Source organism: Neorhizobium galegae bv. orientalis str. HAMBI 540, from assembly GCF_000731315.1.
Lineage (GTDB): Bacteria > Pseudomonadota > Alphaproteobacteria > Rhizobiales > Rhizobiaceae > Neorhizobium > Neorhizobium galegae.
Map to the genome: position 1 here is coordinate 2,627,345 of NZ_HG938353.1, position 20,698 is coordinate 2,648,042.

Sequence of the window (20,698 nt, forward strand, 5' to 3'; positions counted from 1 at the left end):
CATGGACGAGAACGACCTGAACAGGAGGGAAAATCATGGATACGAGTGCCCAGACGAACGACAAGCAGGTGGCATCGCCCGTCCGCGGCGGCGTGGTCGCCTATCTTCAGCTCGACGGGGCGATGAAGGCTGCCGAATATTACAAAAACGCCCTCGGCGCCGAGATCGAATCCTTTCATCCGGTGGATGACCAGGGCCGCACGATGCACATCCATCTCTATATCAACGGCAGTTCGGTAATGCTCTGCGATCCCTATCCGGATTACGGCCACCCGCTCGAAAAACCGCAGGCCTTCACCATGATGCTGCCGGTCGACGACATCGATTTCTGGTGGAAACGCGCCGTCGATGCCGGCATGACGGTGGAGACCGAGCTGCAGGTGATGTTCTGGGGCGACCGCTACGGCCAGGTCCGCGATCCCTTCGGCGTCGCCTGGGCGATGAACGCGCCGGTCAAGGGCTGAGATCCGTCGGGGAAGCAACGCGCCGCCGGTGATCCGGCGGCGGGCTTTGACCAGTCAGCGCACCACGAAGCAGTTGATCGCCTTGGCCTGCAGGGCCGAGCAGGCGCGCGTGGCGGCGTCGCCGTCGGCAAAACCGACGAAACGTGCGCGGAAGATTTCCTTGCCGCTATCGGCATAACTTTCGACGCTCGGCGCAACGCGGCCATAACCTTGGGCGAGCAGCGGCATTGCCTTTTCCAGCAGCGCGGATGCCTGGTCGCGGCTGGCGGCGGCTGCGATCTGGATGCGCCAGAGCGACCCGACCGGCTGCTGCGACGTCATTGTCTGAGACGACGCCATCCGGGATGGGGCAGTCGGGACTGGCGCGGTCTGGGGAACGGCGTTCGGAGGCGCGGCATAGAGATTGGCAATCGCGGTCTTGGGCGCAACGCCGAGCGTGATCTCCTTGCGTGGCGAAGGCGTCGCAAACGCGAGCGGCAGCGTGTCTTGGGCCGGTCGTTTCTGGGTCTCGAATGCCACCAGACCGCCGGATGCGGCATTGTTGCCGGGCACGTAGCGGTCGAGAAGCGCCGCCATCTGGTCGTCGCGCTTGCGGGCGCTCTTGCCGCCCATCACCACGCCGATCACCCGCCGGCCGTCGATGGTGACGGCGCTGGCGATATTGTAACCGGAAGCGTTGGTAAAGCCGGTCTTGACGCCGTCCATTCCGGGATAGCGATACATCAGGTTGTTGTGGCCGCGCAGGCGCTTGCCGCGGAACTCCATGTTCTTCAAAGAAAAGAGCTGATATTCCCTGGGGAAGTCGCGGATCAGCGCCAGCGCCAGCTGGGCCATGTCGCGCGCCGTCGTCACCTGTTCGTCGTCCGGCAGGCCGGACGCATTGCGGAACACGGTGCGGCTCATGCCAAGCGCGCGGGCCTTCCTGGTCATCATCTCGCCGAAACGGTCTTCCGAACCGCCGAGATAGTCGCCCATCGTCGCCGCCGCGTCATTGGCCGAGCGTACGACCATGCCAAGCACGGCCTCGCGTACGGTGATCATCCGACCGGCAGGCACGCCGAGCTTGGAGGGGATCTTCGACGCCGCGTTCGGCGTCACGACGATGTCCTGGTCCCATTTGAGGCGGCCTTCGCGCAGCGCCTCGAAGGTCATGTAGAGCGTCATCATCTTGGTGAGCGATGCCGGGTGGTTGATCTCGTCGGCATTCTCCGACGCCAGAACCTTGCCGCTCTTCGCGTCATAGATGAAATGGGCGTAACCGGCCTCTGCCGAACGGCTGATCGCCAGAGAGGCGCCAAGCACCAACAGGAATGCCAAAATCTGCGGAATTCGATACATGCCTACCCTCTTACCGTCCTCAGTGAGGATAAGGCAACGAACATGGTGCGAAAATGACGCGTTTCGCATTTGATTCTAATTCTCGATAAATGGTTAATTGAAAATAAGTACTTACGCATTTGTTAATGTTCTCCTGACGGCATCCTTCCAGCCGCGAATCTTCGCGGAACGGGTCTTTTCATCCATCTGTGGCTCGAATCGGCGCTGCCGCGCCCAGCTTTTCGCGAACGCTTTTTGGTCCGGCCAGACGCCCGCCTTGGAACCGGCGAGCCAGGCGGCTCCAAGCGCCGTCGTCTCGAGGATGGTCGGCCGGTCAACAGGAGCGTCGATCAGATCCGAGAGCCGCTGCATCGTCCAATCGGAGGCGACCATGCCGCCGTCGACGCGCAGGACCGTGCTGCCGTTGGTGTTGCGCCAGTCCTTCTGCATCGCGTCGTAGAGGTCGCGGGTCTGGTAGCAGACCGCCTCCAGCGCAGCGCGGGAGATTTCCGCAGGACCGGTCGCACGCGTCAGGCCGAACATCGCGCCGCGCGCTTCCGCATCCCAATAGGGCGCGCCGAGACCGGTAAAGGCGGGTACCAGGTAGACTTCCTGTTGAGGATCGGCTTCTTGCGCCAACTCCCCGGATTGGGAAGCTCTTTCGATAATGCCGAGCCCGTCGCGCAGCCATTGCACTGCTGCACCGGCGATGAAAATCGACCCTTCCAGCGCATAGGTCGTCTCGCCGTTCAGGCGGTAGGCAATGGTGGTGAGCAGCCGGTTCTTGGAGCGCACCATATCGGCGCCGGTATTCAGCACTGCAAAGCAGCCGGTGCCGTAGGTGGATTTCATCATGCCCGGTTCGAAACAGGCCTGGCCGATGACAGCCGCCTGCTGGTCGCCCGCGACGCCGAGAATCGGGATCGCCGCACCGAACAGGCTTTCGTCGGTGATGCCGAATTCGTCGGCGCAATCCTTGACCTCCGGCAGCATGGCGGCGGGAATGCGCAGGATTTTGAGGAGGTCCTCGTCCCAGCGGTTATCGGCGATGTTGTAGATCAGTGTGCGCGAGGCATTGGTCGCATCGGTGACGAAGCTTTTTCCACCGGTCAGGCGCCAGATCAGAAAGGTGTCGATCGTGCCGAAGCAGAGTTCGCCCTTGGCCGCCCTCGCCCGCGCACCCTTTACGTTGGCGAGCATCCAGGAAAGCTTGGTGCCGGAAAAATAGGGATCGAGCAGCAGACCGGTGCGGCGGGTGAACAGCTTTTCGAGGTCCTGCCGTTTCAGCTTTTCGCAATAGCTGGCGGTGCGGCGGTCCTGCCAGACGATGGCGTTGTGGATCGGCTTGCCGCTTTCGCGCTCCCAGACGACGACCGTCTCACGCTGGTTGGTGATGCCGATCGCGGCAATCTCGGAGGCCTTCAGCTTGGCTTCCTTGAGCGCCTGCTTGACCGCCCAGAGCACAGTTTCCCAGATCTCCTCCGGATCATGCTCGACCCAGCCGGATTTCGGGAAGATCTGGGTGAATTCCTTCTGGCCGATGCCGGCAATCTGCATGTCGCCGTCGAACACGATCGCCCGCGTCGACGTCGTTCCCTGATCGATCGCCAGAACATAACCACCCATGCCGTCCCTCCCAGTTCATGCAATGCTTTGGAACTGGTTTGAACAGAAACGGCAAAAGCCTGTCAAACGGAAAAGGAAGGGCGCGACGCGCCTTTCCCTATCCGTCGGCATCCAATCAGCCTGCCGCCTTGAGGGCCGTGTTGCACAGGCTCCAGTAACCGCCGCCCTTCTGTATCCATTTCAGATCGTTGAGCGTGCCGGCATCCTTGTTGGCATGGTAGGAGTCGACGCAGGTGTGCAGACGTCCCTTGGCAGGCGTCTCGGTTGCGTATTTCTTGTCGACCGCCTTGGGGAACTTGGTGCCCTTCGGAGCAACCATGGTCGGCTTTTCCGGCTCCTTCTCGGCGGTCTTTGCGACTTCGTCCTCGTCGGCCTTGTCCGCGACCGCGGCTTCAGCGCCGCAGAACTTGGCGCGGTAGTCGTTCCACTTCATCGTGGCGGCGGAGCCGTCAGCCTTTGCGGCCTGATATTTCGTGCTGCACTCCTTCATCGTCAGCGCACTGGCGGGCGATGAAAATGTCAGGGCAGCAAGGATCGTACCGGCAGCAGCAAGAATCAATTTCCCAGACATGATCTTTCCTACATTTCTGATTTAAGGAGAAAGTTACGGAGCCCCGTCAGGACGGGAGAACCCCGTTCGGGCTCGCCTTGTCGACTGCGGTCGGCAAGTGATCTGCAAGAAGCTGGGGCAGTTGATCGACATTAATGCCGAAGGCACTTGCCAGGCTGCGCACCTGCTCGGAAGAAAGCGCCGACCTGATCTGGTCGGCGGAAACCGGAAGATTGGAGCCGGTACCGATCCACGAAGACACCTGCTCGCCAAGCCCCGCCTGGTTGAGCTGGGCGATGATCCCGTTGAAGCCGCCGGCATTTTGAAAGATGTTTTCGGCGACCGCCAGTATATTGACCGGCTTGCCGCCCAAGGCATCGCTGATCACACTCCCAAGACCATCAAACAGTCCCATGTGACCCTCCCAGGTCTTTCGCTACCCTTTGGGGACTCATAGCAGTTCGGGGTTTTGGTGTCATCACCAATGTGCCGTGTCCGGGCCGCTCCTCCAGCGGTGTTCAGGCTGCGGCGCCACCACTATCCATGGTCGCCAACGGCCAGCATCTCCCCGACGATCGAGATCGGCGATCCTGATTGCCATCGCAGGGAATTTGGGCATAACCTGCCCGGATCGTCGCGGCGCAACAGAACGCCGCCCGGAAGGCTGGATCGCAGGGAGATTTGGGCATGAGCAGAACCGTCGTCGTCACCGGCTCCACGAGCGGCATCGGGCTCGGCGTTGCAAAGGCGTTTGCGGCCGAGGGCGCCAATGTGGTGATCAACGGTTTCGGACCGGCTGACGCGATCGAGGCGACGCGTAGCGAACTCGATGCGCTCGGCGCCGGCACGGTGCTTTATCACGGCGCCGACATGACCAAGCCCGTCGAGATCGAGGACCTGATCGCAACCGCGGTCAAGTCCTTCGGCACGGTCGACGTGCTGGTCAACAATGCCGGCATCCAGCACGTGGCGAAGATCGAGGAATTCCCGCCGGAAAAGTGGGACCAGCTGATCGCCATCCTGCTGACCTCGGCCTTCCACACGATGCGCCATTCCATTCCCTTGATGAAGGCGACCGGCAAGGGCCGTATCATCAACGTGGCATCCGCCCATGCGCTGGTCGCCTCGCCGTTCAAATCCGCCTATGTGGCTGCCAAACATGGTATTTTAGGACTAACCAAAACGGCGGCCTTGGAACTTGCGGAATTCGGGATTACCGTGAATGCGATATGCCCGGGCTACGTGCTGACCCCGCTGGTTGAGAAGCAGATCCCCGATACCGCCCGCGAACGCGGCATCACCGAGGAACAGGTGAAGACCGAGGTAATGCTGAAGCTGCAGGCGACCAAGGAATTCGTGGCGATCGATGAAGTGGCGCAGGCCGCGATCTATCTCGCGAGCGATGCGGCGAAGAGCATTACCGGCACGCATATCTCGATAGACGGCGGCTGGACCGCCCAATAACTGAACAAAGCAGTAACCGGACCGACCGGTAACGGAATACAAGAGCCGGCAACGGCGGACGAAGGAGAGACATGAGCGAAGCCATCCGCTTCATCGTGAATGGAGAAGAGATAACCCTTGGAGATTTTGGTCCGACGGAAACCCTTCTCGACTATCTTCGCCTGAGGCGGCGGCTGACAGGTACCAAGGAAGGCTGTGCGGAGGGCGACTGCGGCGCCTGCACGGTGCTGATTGGGCGGTTGACGGAACACGGGCTGCGCTACGAAAGCGTCAACGCCTGCATCCGATTCTTGGGCTCCCTGCACGGCACCCATGTGGTGACCGTCGAGCATCTCGCCGGCCGTGACGGCGCGCTGCATCCGGTGCAGCAGGCGATGGTCGATTTCCACGGCTCGCAATGCGGCTTCTGCACCCCCGGCTTCATCATGTCCCTCTACGGCCTGTGGCTCTCCAACGGCACGCCGACGCGCGCCGATATCGAAAGCGCGCTGCAGGGCAATCTCTGTCGCTGCACCGGCTATGAGCCGATCGTCAAGGCGGCCGAACACATCTCCGTCAATCGACCGAGCTCGCTCTTCGATCCGCTGGAGCGCGACCGTATCCAGATCATGGCGAAACTCTGGGGCATCCATTCGGGCAACGACACGACCATCATCACCAAGGATGGCGCCCGCTCGATCGTGCCGGCTTCGGTTGCTGCCTTTGCCGACATCCTCGCCGACGAACCCGAGGCGACGATCGTCGCCGGCGCGACCGATGTCGGCCTGTGGGTGACGAAGCAGATGCGGCTCCTCAACCCGGTGATCTTCATCAACCACCTGACCGAACTGCAGTCGATCGTAACGGACGAGACCGGCATCACCATCGGTGCCGGCGTCAGCTACACACAGGCCTTCGACGTGTTGTCCGACGAGATCCCGTCGCTTGGCCGGCTGATCGACCGGATCGGCGGCCAACAGGTGCGCAACATGGGCACGATCGGCGGCAACATCGCCAACGGTTCGCCGATCGGGGACACCCCGCCGCCTTTGATCGCGCTCGGAGCCGAACTGACGCTGCGCTCCCATTCCGGCCGCCGCACGATCGCGCTCGAGGACTATTTCCTGAGCTACGGGAAGCAGGACCGGCTGCCGACCGAATTCGTCGAGAAGGTTTTCGTCCCCCGTCCGGCCGAGGGCAGCCATTTCGCCGTCTACAAGATCTCCAAGCGCCGCGACGAGGACATCTCGGCGCTCTGCGGCGCCTTCCATCTGCTGCTCGATGCCGACGGCAAGGTCGAGACCATCCGCATCGCCTTCGGCGGCATGGCGGCGACCCCGAAACGGGCGAAACACGTCGAGGACGCGCTCCTCGGCGAGGTCTGGAGCTGGGGTGCCATCTCTGCCGTGCGCGATGCGTTCGTGGAGGACTACCAGCCCCTCACCGACTGGCGGGCGACAGCGGAATACCGCAGCCTCACTGCCCGTAACCTGCTCACCCGCTTTTTCCTGGAAACCGCCGGAGCGCCCGCGGAACTCCGCCGGTTCGAGATGGAGGAGGCGTGATGGACAAGACCACGTTCGACACCAAACCGATCATCAACGGCCGCATGCACGTCTCGCTGAAACATGATTCAGCGCATAAGCACGTCACCGGAACCGCCGAATATATCGACGATATTCCCGAACCCGCAGGTACGCTGCATGGCGGCCTCGGGCTTGCCGACCGGGCGCATGCGGAAATCGTCTCGGTCGATCTTTCGGCCGTGAAGACGGCACCCGGCGTCGTCTGGGTGATCACCGCGGACGACATTCCGGGCTTCAACGACGTCGCCTCGACCGGCCAGCACGACGAGCCGCTGCTCGCCACCACCAACGTGCAGTTCCACGGCCAGATCATCTTCGCCGTCATCGCCGAGACCCGCGACCAGGCCCGCCGTGCCGCGAAACTTGCCCAGATCGAATACCGCGACCTGCCCCACTGGACCGATATCGACAGCGCCCGCGAAAACGACGCGCCCTATGTCGTCGAACCGATGACGCTGAAGCGCGGCGAGCCGGAAACCGAGATCGAAAACGCGCCCCTGCGGGTCCAGAACCACATGTATATCGGCGGCCAGGAGCATTTTTACCTGGAGAGCCACATCGCGCTCGCCGTGCCCGGCGAGGATGATGAAGTCATCGTCTGGTCCTCCACCCAGCATCCGAGCGAGGTGCAACACATGGTGGCGCACGTGCTCGGTGTCGCCAACAATGCGGTGACCGTCCAGACCCGCCGCATGGGCGGCGGTTTCGGCGGCAAGGAAACGCAGGGCAACCAGTTTGCGGCACTCGCGGCAATCGCCGCCAAGAAGCTGAAGCGGGCGGTGAAATTCCGCCCCGACCGCGACGAGGATATGTCGATCACGGGCAAGCGGCACGATTTCCGTGTCGATTACGACGTCGCCTTCGACGAGGAAGGCCGTATCCACGCGGTCGACGCGATCTATGCGGCGCGCTGCGGTTTTTCCGCCGACCTCTCCGGCCCGGTCACCGACCGCGCCCTCTTCCACGCCGATTCCAGCTATTTCTATCCGCATGTGCGGCTGACCTCGCAACCGCTGAAAACCCATACCGTCTCGAACACCGCCTTCCGCGGTTTCGGCGGGCCGCAGGGCATGCTCGGCGGCGAACGGATCATCGAGGAGATCGCTTATGCGGTCGGCAAGGATCCGCTCGAAATCCGCAAGCTGAACTTCTATGGCCAGCGCGGTTCGAACCGGACGATGACGCCCTACCATCAGGACGTCGAGGACAACATCATCGCGAGGGTTGTCGACGAGCTGGAAACCTCGTCCGAATACCAGGCCCGCCGGCAGGCGATCCTCGAGTTCAACTCACACAGCCCGGTGATCCGCAAGGGCATCGCGCTGACGCCAGTGAAGTTCGGCATCTCGTTTACCATGACCGCCTACAACCAGGCGGGCGCGCTTGTGCATATCTACAACGACGGTTCGATCCACCTGAACCACGGCGGCACCGAGATGGGCCAGGGCCTCTATACCAAGGTGGCGCAGGTGGTGGCCGATACGTTCCAGGTTGATATCGACCGGGTAAAGATCACCGCGACGACCACGGCCAAGGTGCCGAACACCTCCGCCACCGCCGCCTCGTCAGGCACCGACCTCAACGGCATGGCCGCTTATGATGCCGCCCGCCAGATCAAGGAACGGCTGATCGATTTCGCCATGCGGCAATGGAAGGTCGGCCGCGACAAGGTCGAATTCCTGCCCAACCGGCTGCGCATCGGCGGCGAGATCGTGCCCTTCGACACGTTCATCCGGGCCGCCTATTACGACCGCGTGCAGCTCTCCGCCGCCGGCTTCTACAAGACGCCGCGCATCCACTGGGACCGCAAGGCGGGCCGCGGCCGACCGTTCTATTATTTCGCCTACGGCGCCGCAGTGTCGGAAGTCTCGATCGACACGCTGACCGGCGAATACATGGTCGAACGCACCGACATCCTCCACGACGTCGGCAAGTCGCTCAACCCGGCGATCGACATCGGCCAGGTGGAAGGCGCCTTCGTGCAAGGGATGGGCTGGCTGACCACCGAGGAGTTGTGGTGGGACGACAAGGGGCGGCTGCGCACCCACGCGCCCTCCACCTACAAGATCCCGCTTGCCTCCGACCGGCCGAAGATTTTTAACGTGCAACTCGCTGAATGGGCCGAAAACGCCGAACCGACGATCGGCCGCTCCAAGGCCGTCGGCGAACCGCCCTTCATGCTGGCGATCTCGGTGCTCGAAGCCCTGTCGATGGCGGTTGCGAGCGTTGCGGACTACTCGGTCTGCCCGAGGCTCGACGCCCCGGCGACGCCGGAACGGGTGCTGATGGCGGTGGAACGGCTGAAGGCGATGTGATGGAGCGCGCATGCCGCATTTCCATGTCCGCGACGCCAATCGGAAAAACGCCCGGAACATGCGCCGGGCGCTGACCGAAGCGGAGCTGAAATTCTGGAATACGGTGCGCGCCCACCGCCTCATGGGGGTTGGCTTCCGGCGGCAAATGCCGATCGCCGGATATATTGTCGATTTTGCCTGCCCGGAGCATAAGTTGATCATCGAAATTGATGGTGCGAGCCACTCCTACGACCAGAGCATCAGGCGGGATTCGGCGAGAGATCAGCAATTGGCGTCGCTCGGCTGGCAGGTGATAAGATTCACCAATGACGAGGTGCACGGCCATATCGACGACGTGTGCATGCACCTTCTGCGGATTATCGGGATCGAGCGCTTTGAGTAGATGTTGCTACCCCCCTCTGTCCTGCCGGACATCTCCCCCTCAAGGGGGGAGATTGGCAAGGCGCACCGTCTCGCTCCACCTTGAACCTCATATACGGCGTCGGCCCATCCCATTGAAAGGGAGCGAGACCTTGCCACATCCGATCTCCCCCCTTGAGGGGGAGATGTCCGGCAGGACAGAGGGGGGTGCCGAGTGCGCGACCTCTTCCTGACTGCCTTCACCACCACCCATTCAAAATCTATCCTCGTCGAAATCACCCGGGCGAAAGGCTCGACCCCCCGCGAGGCCGGCACCTTCATGCTGGTCGCGACCAAGGCGATCTGGGGGACGATCGGCGGGGGGCAGTTCGAATATATGGCGATCGACAATGCCAGGGCGATGCTGTCGGGTGGCGGCGAGGCGGTGATGGACATTCCGCTCGGACCGGAGATCGGCCAGTGCTGTGGCGGCCATACCCGGCTTGCGTTCCGGCCGTTGACGCCTGAACTCGCCGAGATGCTGGAAAGACGCCTGCGCGACGAGGAGGACGATCGCCCGGCTGTGACGCTGTTCGGCTCAGGTCATGTCGGCCAGGCACTAGCAAGGGCGCTGGCCCCCCTGCCCTTCTCGGTGTCAGTCGTCGAAACCCGCGCCGAGGCGCTGGAAGACCTGCCGACCGAAACGGAAAAACACCTGACCGCGATGCCGGAAGCCTTTGTCGAAAAGATCCCCGCCGGCGGCGCGGCGATCATCCTCACCCACGACCATGCACTGGATTTCCTGATTGCCCAGCGCGCGTTGGCACGCGCCGATCTAACCTATGTCGGCATGATCGGCTCGCGGACCAAACGCGCCACCTTCGCCAACTGGCTGAAGCGAGAGGGCGGCGGTGATGAGCTGCTCTCCCGTCTCGTGCTGCCGATCGGCGGCACGGCGGTCAGGGACAAGCGACCGGCCGTGATCGCAGCACTCGTCGCCGCCGAATTGCTGGAAACTTACGCCGCTCGGCAGGCGCAGACCTCAAAGCGGCAGATCCCGACCGCCTGAGCGCCGTTTCCCGTCCCAGAATGCCGCCTCGCGGCTTTGCGCCCCGGCTTCCGGGAGCGCGACATCGCCGCGCAGATCGTCCGGCAGTGCCGGGATGCTTGGACCCGCGGGCTGCAGGAGCCTGCGGAAAAACCGGCCGAGCTGCCGCCAGGCGGACACCGGGCGGGAGGATTTCAAAGGCAACGGATAGGCGTCCGCGGACAGCATGGTTGCTCCACATCGACAGGAAAGGATTATTTGGTTGCAACCATCAATGGAGCCGATTGCCGGGAAATTCCAATTCAAATACAGTCGGTCGCGATCAAGAGAACTTATCGATGAAATTATCACGCCGGTTTCCGCTGAATGCACTTCGGGTCTTCGAGGCCGTCGCGCGCCTGGAAAATTTCACCCGTGCCGCGGAAGAACTCGGCATGACCCAGACGGCGGTGACCTACCAGATCAAGCTCTTGGAGGATTTTCTCGGCGACACCGTTTTTCTGCGCCGCCCACGGGCGCTGAAACTCACCGAAACGGGTGAAAAGCTGCTTCCGAAAGTGGCGGAGGCTTTCACCCTGCTGACCGAGGCGGTGCAATCGACGCGCAACGGCATCGAGGAAACGTTGGAAATCCACTCGCCGCCCACATTCGCGGCCCAATGGCTCTCGCCGCATCTCCACATTTTCAAGGCCCTGCACCCGCAAATCGAGGTCCGCCTGCTGCGCCAACTGGATAACGACCACCACCATAGCTCGGCCGATATCACGATCTGTATCAGCGCCCGGCCATCCGACGGGTTGATCAGCCATCCTCTCTTTCGGCTGAACTATGCGCCCATGCTGTCTCCGCAACTGGCGGAAAGCGTGGGTGGCATACGGCAGCCTTCCGATCTTTTGAAACTGCCCTGGATCACCGACACCCGTGACTGGTGGCACGAGTGGTTTGAGGCTACTCAAATCGACTCGAAGCAGATCAGGCACACGAGCCTGAACGCTCTCGGCGCGCTCGACCTGGAGGCAAGGGCCGCCATGTCCGGCCATGGCGTGGCAATGCTGAGCCCGTTCCTATTCCGGGAAGATCTGGCATCCGGCCGTCTCCTCCAGCCTTTCGACCTCTGCGTCGGCGACGGCAAGACCTATTGGCTGTGTTACGCGCCGGCGCGGCGAAATGCGGCGAAGATCACGGCCTTTGCGACCTGGCTCCAGACGGCGCTCGCCCATGACCTCGCGGCCATGGGAGCAAATCGCAGCGAGGCCGCCGCTCAATAGGGGTCGGCCGGCCAAGCAGACCGGCCCTCCCGCCAGCTGCGCAATCAAAAATTCCGCTGCGAATAGAGAAGCCTTGCGGCGCGGAAGGCACCCTCGTCCTGCGGCCCACGCTTGTCGCGGCCATCGAGCAGTCCGAGGTCGCGCTGCCATGATTCCGGCATTTCTTCGAGATCGAGATTGTTGCGGCGGACCGCCAGCCGGCGGCGGATGGCATCGGCTATGCCGAGCTTCGGCATGAACTGCTCGAACGGCCGGTTGAGGATCGAAAACATCTCTTGCCTCCAACGGGATACCCCGTTTTCATTTGATCTTTCGGAGGGTAGATTGCGCGCCAAAGCGTCGGTTATCCAATCGAATTACCGTCTGCACGGATCAAGAGACCTTATCCATGAAGATGTCGAAACAGTTTCCTCTGAATGCGCTTCGGGTGTTCGAGGCCGCCGCGCGGCTGATGAGCTTCACCCGGGCCGGAGAGGAGCTCGGGCTGACCCAGACGGCTGTGAGCTACCAGATCAAGCTGCTCGAGGACACGATCGGTGAACAGCTCTTCCTGCGACGGCCCCGGCAGGTTTCGTTGACGGAGGCAGGCGAACGGCTGGCGCCGAGGATCGCGGAGGCCTTCGCGATCATGGGCGATGCGCTCTCCACTCTGCACGACGCATCGGAGGGCACGCTGACCATCCATTCGACGGCGACCTTCGCCTCGCGCTGGCTGGCGCGCCATCTCGGCACCTTTCAGCTCGAAAATCCCGGCATTGCCGTCAGGCTGGAGACATCGCAGGAGATGATCGATTTTTCGCGCTCGCAGGCGGACATCGCGATTCGCAGCGGCAAGGATGAATGGCCGGGCTTGCGCCGGCATTTTCTGATGCGAAATCATTTCACGCCGATGCTAAGCCCGGATCTGGCCGCCACGATCCGCGGCGTAAAGACGCCTGAAGACATTCTGAAGCTGAGGATCATCGATCCCGGCGATCCATGGTGGCCGTTCTGGTTTGCCGCAGCCGGGGTGCCGGATGTCGACCTCAGCGGCCGGCCGGTGAGCAGAATGGGCGCGCAGGCCTTCGAAGCCGCCGCCGCGATCGCCAGCCAGGGGGTCGGAATTCTGCAGCCGGAATTTTATGCCGACGATATCGCGCTCGGGCGGCTGGTCCAGCCATTCGACATTCTCGGCTATGACGGGAGCGACTATTGGCTGGTCTATCCGGAAGCCCGCCGGAATTCCAAGAAAATCCGTGCCTTCCGCGACTTCATGCGGAAAACCATGCCGACATTCCGGGACTAGCAGTCAGTTTTCTATCCGCCGCTTTGCTGGACGGAAAACTGGCTGGACTTGTTACTCCTGGCCGTTGACGGCCTCTAATAGCTCATATCCGGCGCGTAAAAGCAGCGCAGCGTATCCTCGGTCGGATAGAGACAGAGATGGTATTCCTCGTCCTGGCTTCTCCTGGCCTGGCTCTGCGGCAGTTTGAAATCATGCGGGCGCGTGATCAGCCGATGATCGCCCGGACCTAGAATGATCTCGTAGCCGCCATCGATGATCTTGACGTTCTTGGTCGCGATCATCTGGCAGTCGCCTGTATGGTTGTCGCCGTTGCAGCAGAATCCGTCATATTTCCAGGTCACGCCGGTCGAACTGTGCGCCTCGTGGGCACTGGCCGAACCGATCTGGATGCAGGACGCGTACGCAATCATCACACCTGTCAGAATACCACGCATGAGCTTAGTCTCCGTTGATGAATGCCCCCATCACCGGCTCGAACCGCACGCATTACCAAGCTTTCGCCGGCTGACTTGCAACTGTCACAGTACGTGAGTCGATCTGACCAATTAACCCTTACTTATCGCGATGCACAATTAAGAACATTCTACTATTGCCAATCCGGGGATCGCGCGAAGGGAACTCGAAGCTGCCGGTCCCGGTTCCGTGGCGGAACAAAAAGTGTTCGCCGCAGCGCCCTCTTCCCTTGGCCAGGTTTTTTCCCCAAAGTGACGAGTCGGGGGGCAAAAAGGGGAAGTCTGAATGTATGAATATGCCGTCGCTTGGGAATGGCTGAGTTTCGCCGCCCGCTGGTTCCATGTCATCACGGCGATCGCCTGGATCGGCTCGTCGTTCTATTTCATCGCGCTCGATCTGGGGCTGACGAAGCGCCCGAACATGCCCGCCGGCGTCTATGGCGAGGAATGGCAGGTGCATGGCGGCGGTTTCTACCACGTCCAGAAATACCTGGTGGCGCCGGCACAGATGCCCGAACACCTGACCTGGTTCAAATACGAGAGCTATTTCACCTGGCTCTCCGGTTTCCTGATGCTCTGCATCGTCTATTACGGCGGCGCCGACCTGTTCCTGATCGATCGCACGGTGATGGCTCTCGCGCCCTGGCAGGCAATCCTGTTGTCGCTCGCATCGCTGTCGATCGGCTGGATCATCTACGACCTGCTCTGCAAGTCACCACTCGGAAAGAATACCTGGGGGCTGATGGGGCTGCTCTTCCTGGTGCTGATCGCCATGGCCTGGGGTTATACGCAGATATTCTCCGGCCGCGCCGCCTTCCTGCATCTCGGCGCGTTCACCGCGACGATCATGTCCGCCAACGTCTTCTTCATCATCATCCCCAATCAGAAGATCGTCGTCGCCGACCTGATCGCGGGCCGCACGCCCGACCCGAAATACGGCATGATTGCCAAGCAGCGTTCGCTGCACAACAACTACCTGACGCTGCCCGTCATCTTCTTCATGCTCTCCAACCACTATCCGCTGGCGTTTGCGACCCATTTCAACTGGGTGATCGCCGCACTCGTCTTCCTGATGGGCGTGACGATCAGGCACTGGTTCAACACCACCCACGCCCGCAAGGGCAAGCCGACCTGGACCTGGCTGGTGACGGTTCTGCTCTTCATCGTCATCATGTGGCTTTCGACCGTGCCGAAAGTACTGACCGGCGAGACCGAGACCTCGATGACCCCGGTCGCCCAGAAATTCGCGGCCAATGCCCATTTCGGTGCAGCGAGGGACGTCGTGCAGGCGCGCTGTTCCATGTGCCATGCGGCTGAACCCGTTTATGAAGGCGTCAATTTCACCCCGAAATCCGTCAGACTGGAGACTGACGCAGAGATTGCCGCCCACGCGCGGGAGATCTATATCCAGGCGGGCCGCAGTCACGCCATGCCGCCCGGCAATGTCACCGCCATCTCGCCGGACGAACGCCGGCTGCTGACGGCCTGGTACGAAAGCACGATATCCCAATGACCCAGATGCTGATCCGCGGACGGCTGCTCTCCTTCAAGCGCGCTCCGCACTCGCTGACCGACACGGACAGTTACGCCTATGAGAGCGACGGCGCGCTGCTGATCGACGGGAACACGATTTCGGTTGCCGGCAGCTACGGAACGGTCAAGGCGATTGCGCCCGAAGGGATAGAGGAGATCGACCACCGCCCGCATCTGATCCTGCCCGGCTTCATCGACATGCATCTGCATTTCCCGCAGATGCAGGTAATCGCCTCCTACGCCGCCAATCTGCTCGAATGGCTGAACACTTATACTTTCCCGGAGGAATGCCGGTTCGTCGAGAGCGAGCATGCGGCCCGCATCGCCACGCATTTCTATGACGAGTTGCTGCGCCACGGCACCACCACGGCGGTCGCCTACTGCTCCGTTCACAAGACCTCTGCCGACGCCTTCTTTGCCGAAGCGCTAAAGCGCGACATGTGCATGGTCGGTGGCAAGGTGATGATGGACCGCAACGCCCCGCAGGGCCTGCTCGATACGCCACAGATGGGTTATGACGAAACCCGCGCGGTAATTGCCGACTGGCACGGCAAGGGCCGCTGCCACGTCGCCATCACCCCGCGCTTCGCGATCACCTCGACGCCCGCCCAGATGAAGGCCGCCCAGGCGCTGGCGCAGGAGTTTCCCGACCTGCATATCCAGACGCACCTTTCCGAAAACCACGAGGAGATCCGCTATACGGGCGAGCTTTATCCGGACGCCAGGGACTATACCGACATCTACGTCCATTACGGCCTTCTAGGCCCCAAGACCCTGCTCGGCCATGCGATCCATCTTTCCGACCGCGAAGCCGATGTGTTGTCGGAGGCCGGCGCCGTCGCCGTCCACTGCCCGACCTCCAACCTCTTCCTCGGCTCCGGCCTGTTTCCGATGAAATCGCTGATGCGGCGGGAAAAGCCGGTCAGGGTGGCGGTCGCCACCGATATCGGCGGCGGATCGAGCTATTCGATGCTGCGGACGATGGACGAGGCCTACAAGATCCAGCAGCTCCTCGGCGAGCGTCTGAACCCGCTCGAAAGCTTCTACCTGATGACCAGAGGCAATGCCGAGGCGCTGTCGATGGCGGAACGTATCGGCACGCTGGAGCCCGGCACAGATGCCGACCTCGTGGTGCTGAACGCCGCTTCGACGCCGGCCATGCGGCTGCGGATGGAAACAGTGAAGACGCTCGGGGAGGAACTATTCCTACTCCAGACCATGGGCGACGACCGCGCCGTGGTCGAGACCTATGTGGCGGGAAAGGCCATGAAGCGCGAGATAGAAAGGCTCCAGGATACCGATAATACGCGTAAACAAGACGTCGCCGGCCCCATACTTGCGGTCCATCAAATATAAGAGTTTCAGCATTTAAGCATATATAAACTATACAATATTAAGAATAGTCATGACGACACGATCCGGTGGCCATGACGGCGCAGCACTTTCGTCATGCCTTGCCATTCATCGTTGAACCTTCGCAAAACTGAATTGCAGCGCCAGCCAACGGCTGTCTGCGCGCCAGATCCGCCGGGTTCGCGACTGCATTTCAGATTGTGAGGGGACGATGTCATTTCTGAAGAATGCGAGCATTCGCACCAAAATCCTGTCGGTAATCATTCCGCTCTGCGTGGTCGGGCTGGGGGCTACCGGGTTCGTTGCGAGCCGATACAAGGCTGCCGACACCAGCTATAGCAACTTCATCTCGACCGACAACGCCACGGCCGTCGAGATCGCCCGCGCCAACCGAAGCCTGTCGGTCTCGGCCTACGCAGCCTATCAGACTCTATCCTACCATGTCGCCGATCCCGAGCTTAAGGCGGTGATCGATTCCTACAAGCAGAGCACCGCCAGCCTTTTGAAGCGGCTCGACAACATCAAAACGGCCCTGCCACGCAAGGCTGCGGACATCGATGCGTTGATCGCCAAGGTCAAGCAGGTCCTCGCACTGACCGATCAGGCCGTTCAATACGGCTCAGAGGATCGCAAAGACGAGGCCAGAGCGGCCCTGATGAAAGCCGACAAGCTGGTCGCGCCCCTGACCACGGATATTGCAGGCTTCCTCGACACCTTCAGCAACGAGATCGTCAAGACCAGCGGCGCTCTCACGGATCAGACCGACTCGACGATCCTGACCGCCCTCTCGACCCTTGTGGTCGTCTTCGCGTTCGGCATCATCGCCGCCCTGCTGATTGCCGCAAAAGGCATTACCACGCCGGTCGCACGACTGCGCGAACGGATGACATCGCTTGCCGCTGGCAATACCGAGGCGCCGGTCGAAGGCCAGGACCGCCGCGACGAACTCGGCCAGATGGCGGCAGCCGTCGCCGTGTTCTGCGACAATGCGATCGAGCGCCTCCGCCTGGAGCGGGAAGCCGACAGCAATCGCAGCCTCTCGGAACGCGAGCGCATCGAGCGCGAAGCCCAGAAGGCCAAGGAAGCGGCCGATACCCAGTTCGCCGTGGACCAGCTTGCAGCCGCTCTCGGCCATCTCGCCGATGGTGACGTCGTCTACCGGATCGAGACGCCTTTCGTCGCCCATCTCGATGCGCTTCGCTCCAACTTCAACGGCTCGGTCGCCAACCTGCAGGACGCGCTGCAGGCCGTCGGCCAGAATGCCCGCGGCATCGACGCCGGCGCCAACGAGATCCGGTCCGCGGCCGACGACCTCTCCAAGCGCACCGAGCAGCAGGCTGCCTCCGTCGAGGAAACAGCCGCAGCACTGGAAGAAATCACCACCACGGTGAAGGATTCCAGCAAGCGCGCCGAAGAAGTCGGAGGCCTGGTCGCCAAGGCGCGCGAGGGTGCGGAAAAGTCCGGCGCCGTTGTGCGCAATGCCGTCACCGCCATGCAGGAGATCGAACGTTCTTCGGCCGAGATCACCAATATCATCGGCGTCATCGACGAGATCGCCTTCCAGACCAACCTGCTCGCGCTCAACGCGGGCGTCGAAGCGGCACGCGCAGGCGAGGCCGGCAAGGGTTTTGCCGTCGTCGCCCAGGAAGTGCGCGAACTGGCCCAACGCTCCGCCAAGGCCGCCAAGGAGATCAAGGAATTGATCACCAAGTCGGGCGAGCACGTCCGTTCGGGCGTCAGCCTCGTCGGCGAAACCGGCAAGGCGCTGGGGGTGATCGTCGTCGAGGTCCAGGAGATCAACCGGCACGTCAGCGCGATCGTCGACTCCTCGCGCGAACAGTCGCTCGGCCTGCAGGAAATCAACACGGCCATCAACACGATGGACCAGAGCACCCAGCAGAACGCCGCGATGGTCGAACAGTCGACGGCCGCGAGCCATAGCCTCGCCAAGGAAGCGGCAGCCCTCAACCAGCTGCTGTCACGCTTCGACGTCGGCCGGTCCGAGGGACGGACCGTATCGGCCGCAGGGCGAACACCGGCTTCCAAGACATCGCCCGTTCACGCCGCCGCCGACAGATCAACGCCTGCCCCCTCTCCCGCACGGGCGCTCGGCCGCAAGGTTGCCAGTGCATTCGGCGGCGGTGCGGCGAGCGCAGCGGTTGCGCAGGATAGCTGGGAAGAGTTCTGATCGGGCCCTTCCAGCGCACGGCAACAGGCAAGAAAGCGGGCGGCAATTGCCGCCCGCTTTCTTTGTAGCTCGGCTGCAGCGTAGGACACAGGAAAAGAAAAAGCCGCTCCATGAGTGGGTGACCCGCCGATCTCGGCGGCCGCCAGCCTTCTTTGGCCACCGGGACCAGTCGCTCAGCCCGGCGCGCGACGCGCTGTTGAAATGGACCGTCCAGAAGCCGGCGGAAGAGCCGGGTACACCTGCCCTGCGCAAGCCTATACGCACCGCGGGGAAAACCTGATCATTTTCGGTGACCGGCGCCGAAAATTTATGCTAGTTCCTTGCCCGTCTTGTATTCCCGCCTTCGAAAGCAACTCGACTGATGTCCAAACCGCTGACCATCGCAGACCTGAAAATCCTTGCCCGCCGTCGGGTGCCAAAGATGTTCTTCGACTATGCCGACAGCGGCGCCTGGACCGAGGGAACTTATCGGGCGAACGAGGAAGACTATTCCAGGATCAAGCTGCGCCAGCGCGTCCTGGTCGACATGACCAACCGCACGCTCGAAACCACGATGATCGGCGAAAAGGCCGCGATGCCCGTGGCGCTGGCGCCGACCGGCATGACCGGCATGCAGCATGCCGACGGCGAGATGCTGGCCGCCAAGGCGGCGGAAGAATTCGGCGTGCCCTTCACGCTCTCGACCATGAGCATCTGCTCGATCGAAGACGTTGCCTCGGTGACCACGAAACCTTTCTGGTTCCAGCTCTACGTGATGAAGGACCGCGGCTTCGTCGAACGGCTGATCGGCCGCGCCAAGGCGGCGAAATGCTCGGCGCTCGTCGTCACCGCCGACCTGCAGATCCTAGGCCAGCGCCACAAGGACCTTCGCAATGGCCTTGCCGCTCCGCCGAAGCCGACGCTCAACGCGGCCCTGCAACTCGTGACGCGCCCGAGATGGTGCCTGGAAATGCTTCAGACCAAGCGCCGCGGTTTCGGCAATATCGTCGGCCATGCGAGCAATGTTTCCGACCTCTCCTCGCTTGGCGCCTGGACCGCCGAACAGTTCGACCCACGGCTGTCCTGGGACGACATCCGCTGGATCAAGGACCTCTGGGGCGGCAAGATGATCATCAAGGGCATACTCGACGAAGAGGATGCGCGCGCTGCCGCCGACACCGGCGCGGACGCGATCATCGTCTCCAACCACGGCGGCCGCCAGCTCGATGGCGCACCGTCCTCGATCAGCATGCTGCCGAAAATCGTCGAAGCGGTGGGCGACCGGATCGAAGTGCATGTGGACGGCGGCATCCGCTCGGGCCAGGACGTGCTGAAGGCCGTGGCGCTCGGCGCCCGCGGCACCTATATCGGCCGGCCTTTCCTCTACGGCCTCGGCGCCCTGGGCAAGGAGGGCGTCACGACGACGCTCGAGATCATCCGCAAGGAACTCGACATCACCATGGCACTCTGCGGCAAGCGGGATATCCAGCATATCGACCGCAACATCCTCGCCAACATGCCGTTCTGACGACTGAGTGAGAAGGCCGCTCAGAAAAGTCACGAATCCCAGAACGCGTGTCATTATTGACCGCTCTGAAACGTCATGGTTCTAAAAACCTCGCGATTCCGCGCCACCGACACATAGAGCTCGTTCACATCGTCTCTGCGACGTCCGGCTTCAAAAATTCGATTGGCGTGACGGTAAAGCGGCTTCCCGGTGCCGGTCTCCACAGACGCTATAAGGCATCGTTTGTGTATCGCCTCGGCGCCAGCAGCACGAAGTGAGCTTGATCCTCTCCGTTGCGAAGCGATGGGCCATCGAATAAGCCAGCTCACCGTTTCAGGCCTTCTGCCAAACTAGGTGGCATTTGAGCATTGATGTTCCCGCGACCTTAAAATCCCTCCCGTTATGAAATGCCATCGACAGCTAGGTCGGCGAGGGAACTATGACG

At 62.0% G+C, this 20,698-nt stretch carries 19 protein-coding genes; 12 read left to right on the plus strand and 7 right to left on the minus strand.

Features of this window, described 5'->3' with window-relative positions; translation table 11 throughout:
• The first annotated feature begins 35 nt into the window (after positions 1-35).
• Positions 36-464 carry a VOC family protein gene (locus tag RG540_RS13025; RefSeq protein WP_038588549.1) on the plus strand — a complete coding sequence of 143 codons (429 nt, stop codon included), beginning with the start codon at positions 36-38 and terminating at the stop codon, positions 462-464.
• A gap of 54 nt (positions 465-518) precedes the next feature.
• Here the strand turns inward: RG540_RS13025 and RG540_RS13030 are convergent, their stop codons facing one another.
• The 4 genes from RG540_RS13030 to RG540_RS13045 all read right to left on the minus strand — a co-directional run bounded on the left by RG540_RS13030 (position 519) and on the right by RG540_RS13045 (position 4,372).
• Positions 519-1,802 (minus strand): D-alanyl-D-alanine carboxypeptidase, encoded by a 1,284-nt coding sequence (locus tag RG540_RS13030; RefSeq protein ID WP_051909389.1) that lies wholly within the window; start codon positions 1,800-1,802, stop codon positions 519-521.
• A 111-nt stretch (positions 1,803-1,913) separates the two neighbouring features.
• Positions 1,914-3,407, minus strand: coding sequence for a glycerol kinase GlpK (gene glpK / locus RG540_RS13035; RefSeq protein WP_038588552.1), 1,494 nt, complete (start codon positions 3,405-3,407; stop codon positions 1,914-1,916).
• 115 nt (positions 3,408-3,522) lie between these two features.
• On the minus strand, positions 3,523-3,978 hold the full coding sequence (locus tag RG540_RS13040) for a hypothetical protein (RefSeq protein WP_038588556.1): 456 nt from the start codon (positions 3,976-3,978) through the stop codon (positions 3,523-3,525).
• 46 nt (positions 3,979-4,024) lie between these two features.
• Positions 4,025-4,372, minus strand: coding sequence for a YidB family protein (locus RG540_RS13045; RefSeq protein ID WP_038588558.1), 348 nt, complete (start codon positions 4,370-4,372; stop codon positions 4,025-4,027).
• A gap of 272 nt (positions 4,373-4,644) precedes the next feature.
• On the opposite strand from RG540_RS13045, the gene RG540_RS13050 reads away from it, so the two are divergent.
• From RG540_RS13050 to xdhC, 5 genes are all read left to right on the plus strand, one after another.
• Positions 4,645-5,421 carry a 3-hydroxybutyrate dehydrogenase gene (locus RG540_RS13050; RefSeq protein ID WP_038588560.1) on the plus strand — a complete coding sequence of 259 codons (777 nt, stop codon included), beginning with the start codon at positions 4,645-4,647 and terminating at the stop codon, positions 5,419-5,421.
• Between the two features lie 71 nt (positions 5,422-5,492).
• Positions 5,493-6,965, plus strand: coding sequence for a xanthine dehydrogenase small subunit (gene xdhA, locus RG540_RS13055; RefSeq protein ID WP_038588562.1), 1,473 nt, complete (start codon positions 5,493-5,495; stop codon positions 6,963-6,965).
• Positions 6,965-9,301 (plus strand): xanthine dehydrogenase molybdopterin binding subunit, encoded by a 2,337-nt coding sequence (gene xdhB / locus RG540_RS13060; RefSeq protein ID WP_038588563.1) that lies wholly within the window; start codon positions 6,965-6,967, stop codon positions 9,299-9,301. The genes xdhA and xdhB overlap by 1 nt, the downstream gene beginning before the upstream one ends.
• A 10-nt stretch (positions 9,302-9,311) precedes the next feature.
• Positions 9,312-9,683 (plus strand): endonuclease domain-containing protein, encoded by a 372-nt coding sequence (locus tag RG540_RS13065; protein WP_038588565.1) that lies wholly within the window; start codon positions 9,312-9,314, stop codon positions 9,681-9,683.
• Positions 9,684-9,875: 192 nt separating this feature from the next.
• Positions 9,876-10,709 carry a xanthine dehydrogenase accessory protein XdhC gene (gene xdhC, locus RG540_RS13070; RefSeq protein WP_046601314.1) on the plus strand — a complete coding sequence of 278 codons (834 nt, stop codon included), beginning with the start codon at positions 9,876-9,878 and terminating at the stop codon, positions 10,707-10,709.
• On the opposite strand, the gene RG540_RS13075 is transcribed toward xdhC, so the two are convergent.
• Positions 10,683-10,916, minus strand: a complete 234-nt coding sequence (locus tag RG540_RS13075; RefSeq protein WP_038588568.1) for a hypothetical protein — start codon at positions 10,914-10,916, stop codon at positions 10,683-10,685. The two genes, xdhC and RG540_RS13075, sit on opposite strands and share 27 nt — an antisense overlap.
• 2 nt (positions 10,917-10,918) lie before the next feature.
• Here RG540_RS13075 and RG540_RS13080 point away from each other — a divergent pair, with 2 nt between their 5' ends.
• Entirely contained in the window at positions 10,919-11,956 is a 1,038-nt protein-coding gene (locus RG540_RS13080; RefSeq protein WP_322789611.1) for a LysR substrate-binding domain-containing protein, read from the plus strand.
• Positions 11,957-12,000: 44 nt separating this feature from the next.
• On the opposite strand, the gene RG540_RS13085 is transcribed toward RG540_RS13080, so the two are convergent.
• Positions 12,001-12,228, minus strand: coding sequence for a hypothetical protein (locus RG540_RS13085; RefSeq protein ID WP_038588574.1), 228 nt, complete (start codon positions 12,226-12,228; stop codon positions 12,001-12,003).
• Positions 12,229-12,344: 116 nt separating this feature from the next.
• Here RG540_RS13085 and RG540_RS13090 point away from each other — a divergent pair, with 116 nt between their 5' ends.
• Positions 12,345-13,241 carry a LysR substrate-binding domain-containing protein gene (locus tag RG540_RS13090; RefSeq protein ID WP_038588577.1) on the plus strand — a complete coding sequence of 299 codons (897 nt, stop codon included), beginning with the start codon at positions 12,345-12,347 and terminating at the stop codon, positions 13,239-13,241.
• A gap of 74 nt (positions 13,242-13,315) precedes the next feature.
• On the opposite strand, the gene RG540_RS13095 is transcribed toward RG540_RS13090, so the two are convergent.
• The gene (locus RG540_RS13095) at positions 13,316-13,675 is read right to left on the minus strand and encodes a hypothetical protein (protein WP_038544430.1); all 360 of its coding nucleotides are present in this window, start codon (positions 13,673-13,675) and stop codon (positions 13,316-13,318) included.
• Positions 13,676-13,979: 304 nt separating this feature from the next.
• Between RG540_RS13095 and puuD the strand changes: the two genes are divergently transcribed.
• The 4 genes from puuD to RG540_RS13115 all read left to right on the plus strand — a co-directional run bounded on the left by puuD (position 13,980) and on the right by RG540_RS13115 (position 20,274).
• Positions 13,980-15,206 (plus strand): urate hydroxylase PuuD, encoded by a 1,227-nt coding sequence (puuD, locus tag RG540_RS13100; protein ID WP_038588580.1) that lies wholly within the window; start codon positions 13,980-13,982, stop codon positions 15,204-15,206.
• Positions 15,203-16,582 (plus strand): guanine deaminase, encoded by a 1,380-nt coding sequence (gene guaD / locus RG540_RS13105; protein ID WP_244446559.1) that lies wholly within the window; start codon positions 15,203-15,205, stop codon positions 16,580-16,582. Before puuD ends, guaD begins: the two co-directional genes overlap by 4 nt.
• Before the next feature lie 208 nt (positions 16,583-16,790).
• Positions 16,791-18,767 carry a methyl-accepting chemotaxis protein gene (locus RG540_RS13110; protein ID WP_038588583.1) on the plus strand — a complete coding sequence of 659 codons (1,977 nt, stop codon included), beginning with the start codon at positions 16,791-16,793 and terminating at the stop codon, positions 18,765-18,767.
• Positions 18,768-19,128: 361 nt separating this feature from the next.
• On the plus strand, positions 19,129-20,274 hold the full coding sequence (locus RG540_RS13115; protein WP_038588586.1) for an alpha-hydroxy acid oxidase: 1,146 nt from the start codon (positions 19,129-19,131) through the stop codon (positions 20,272-20,274).
• The last annotated feature ends 424 nt before the right edge of the window (positions 20,275-20,698 follow it).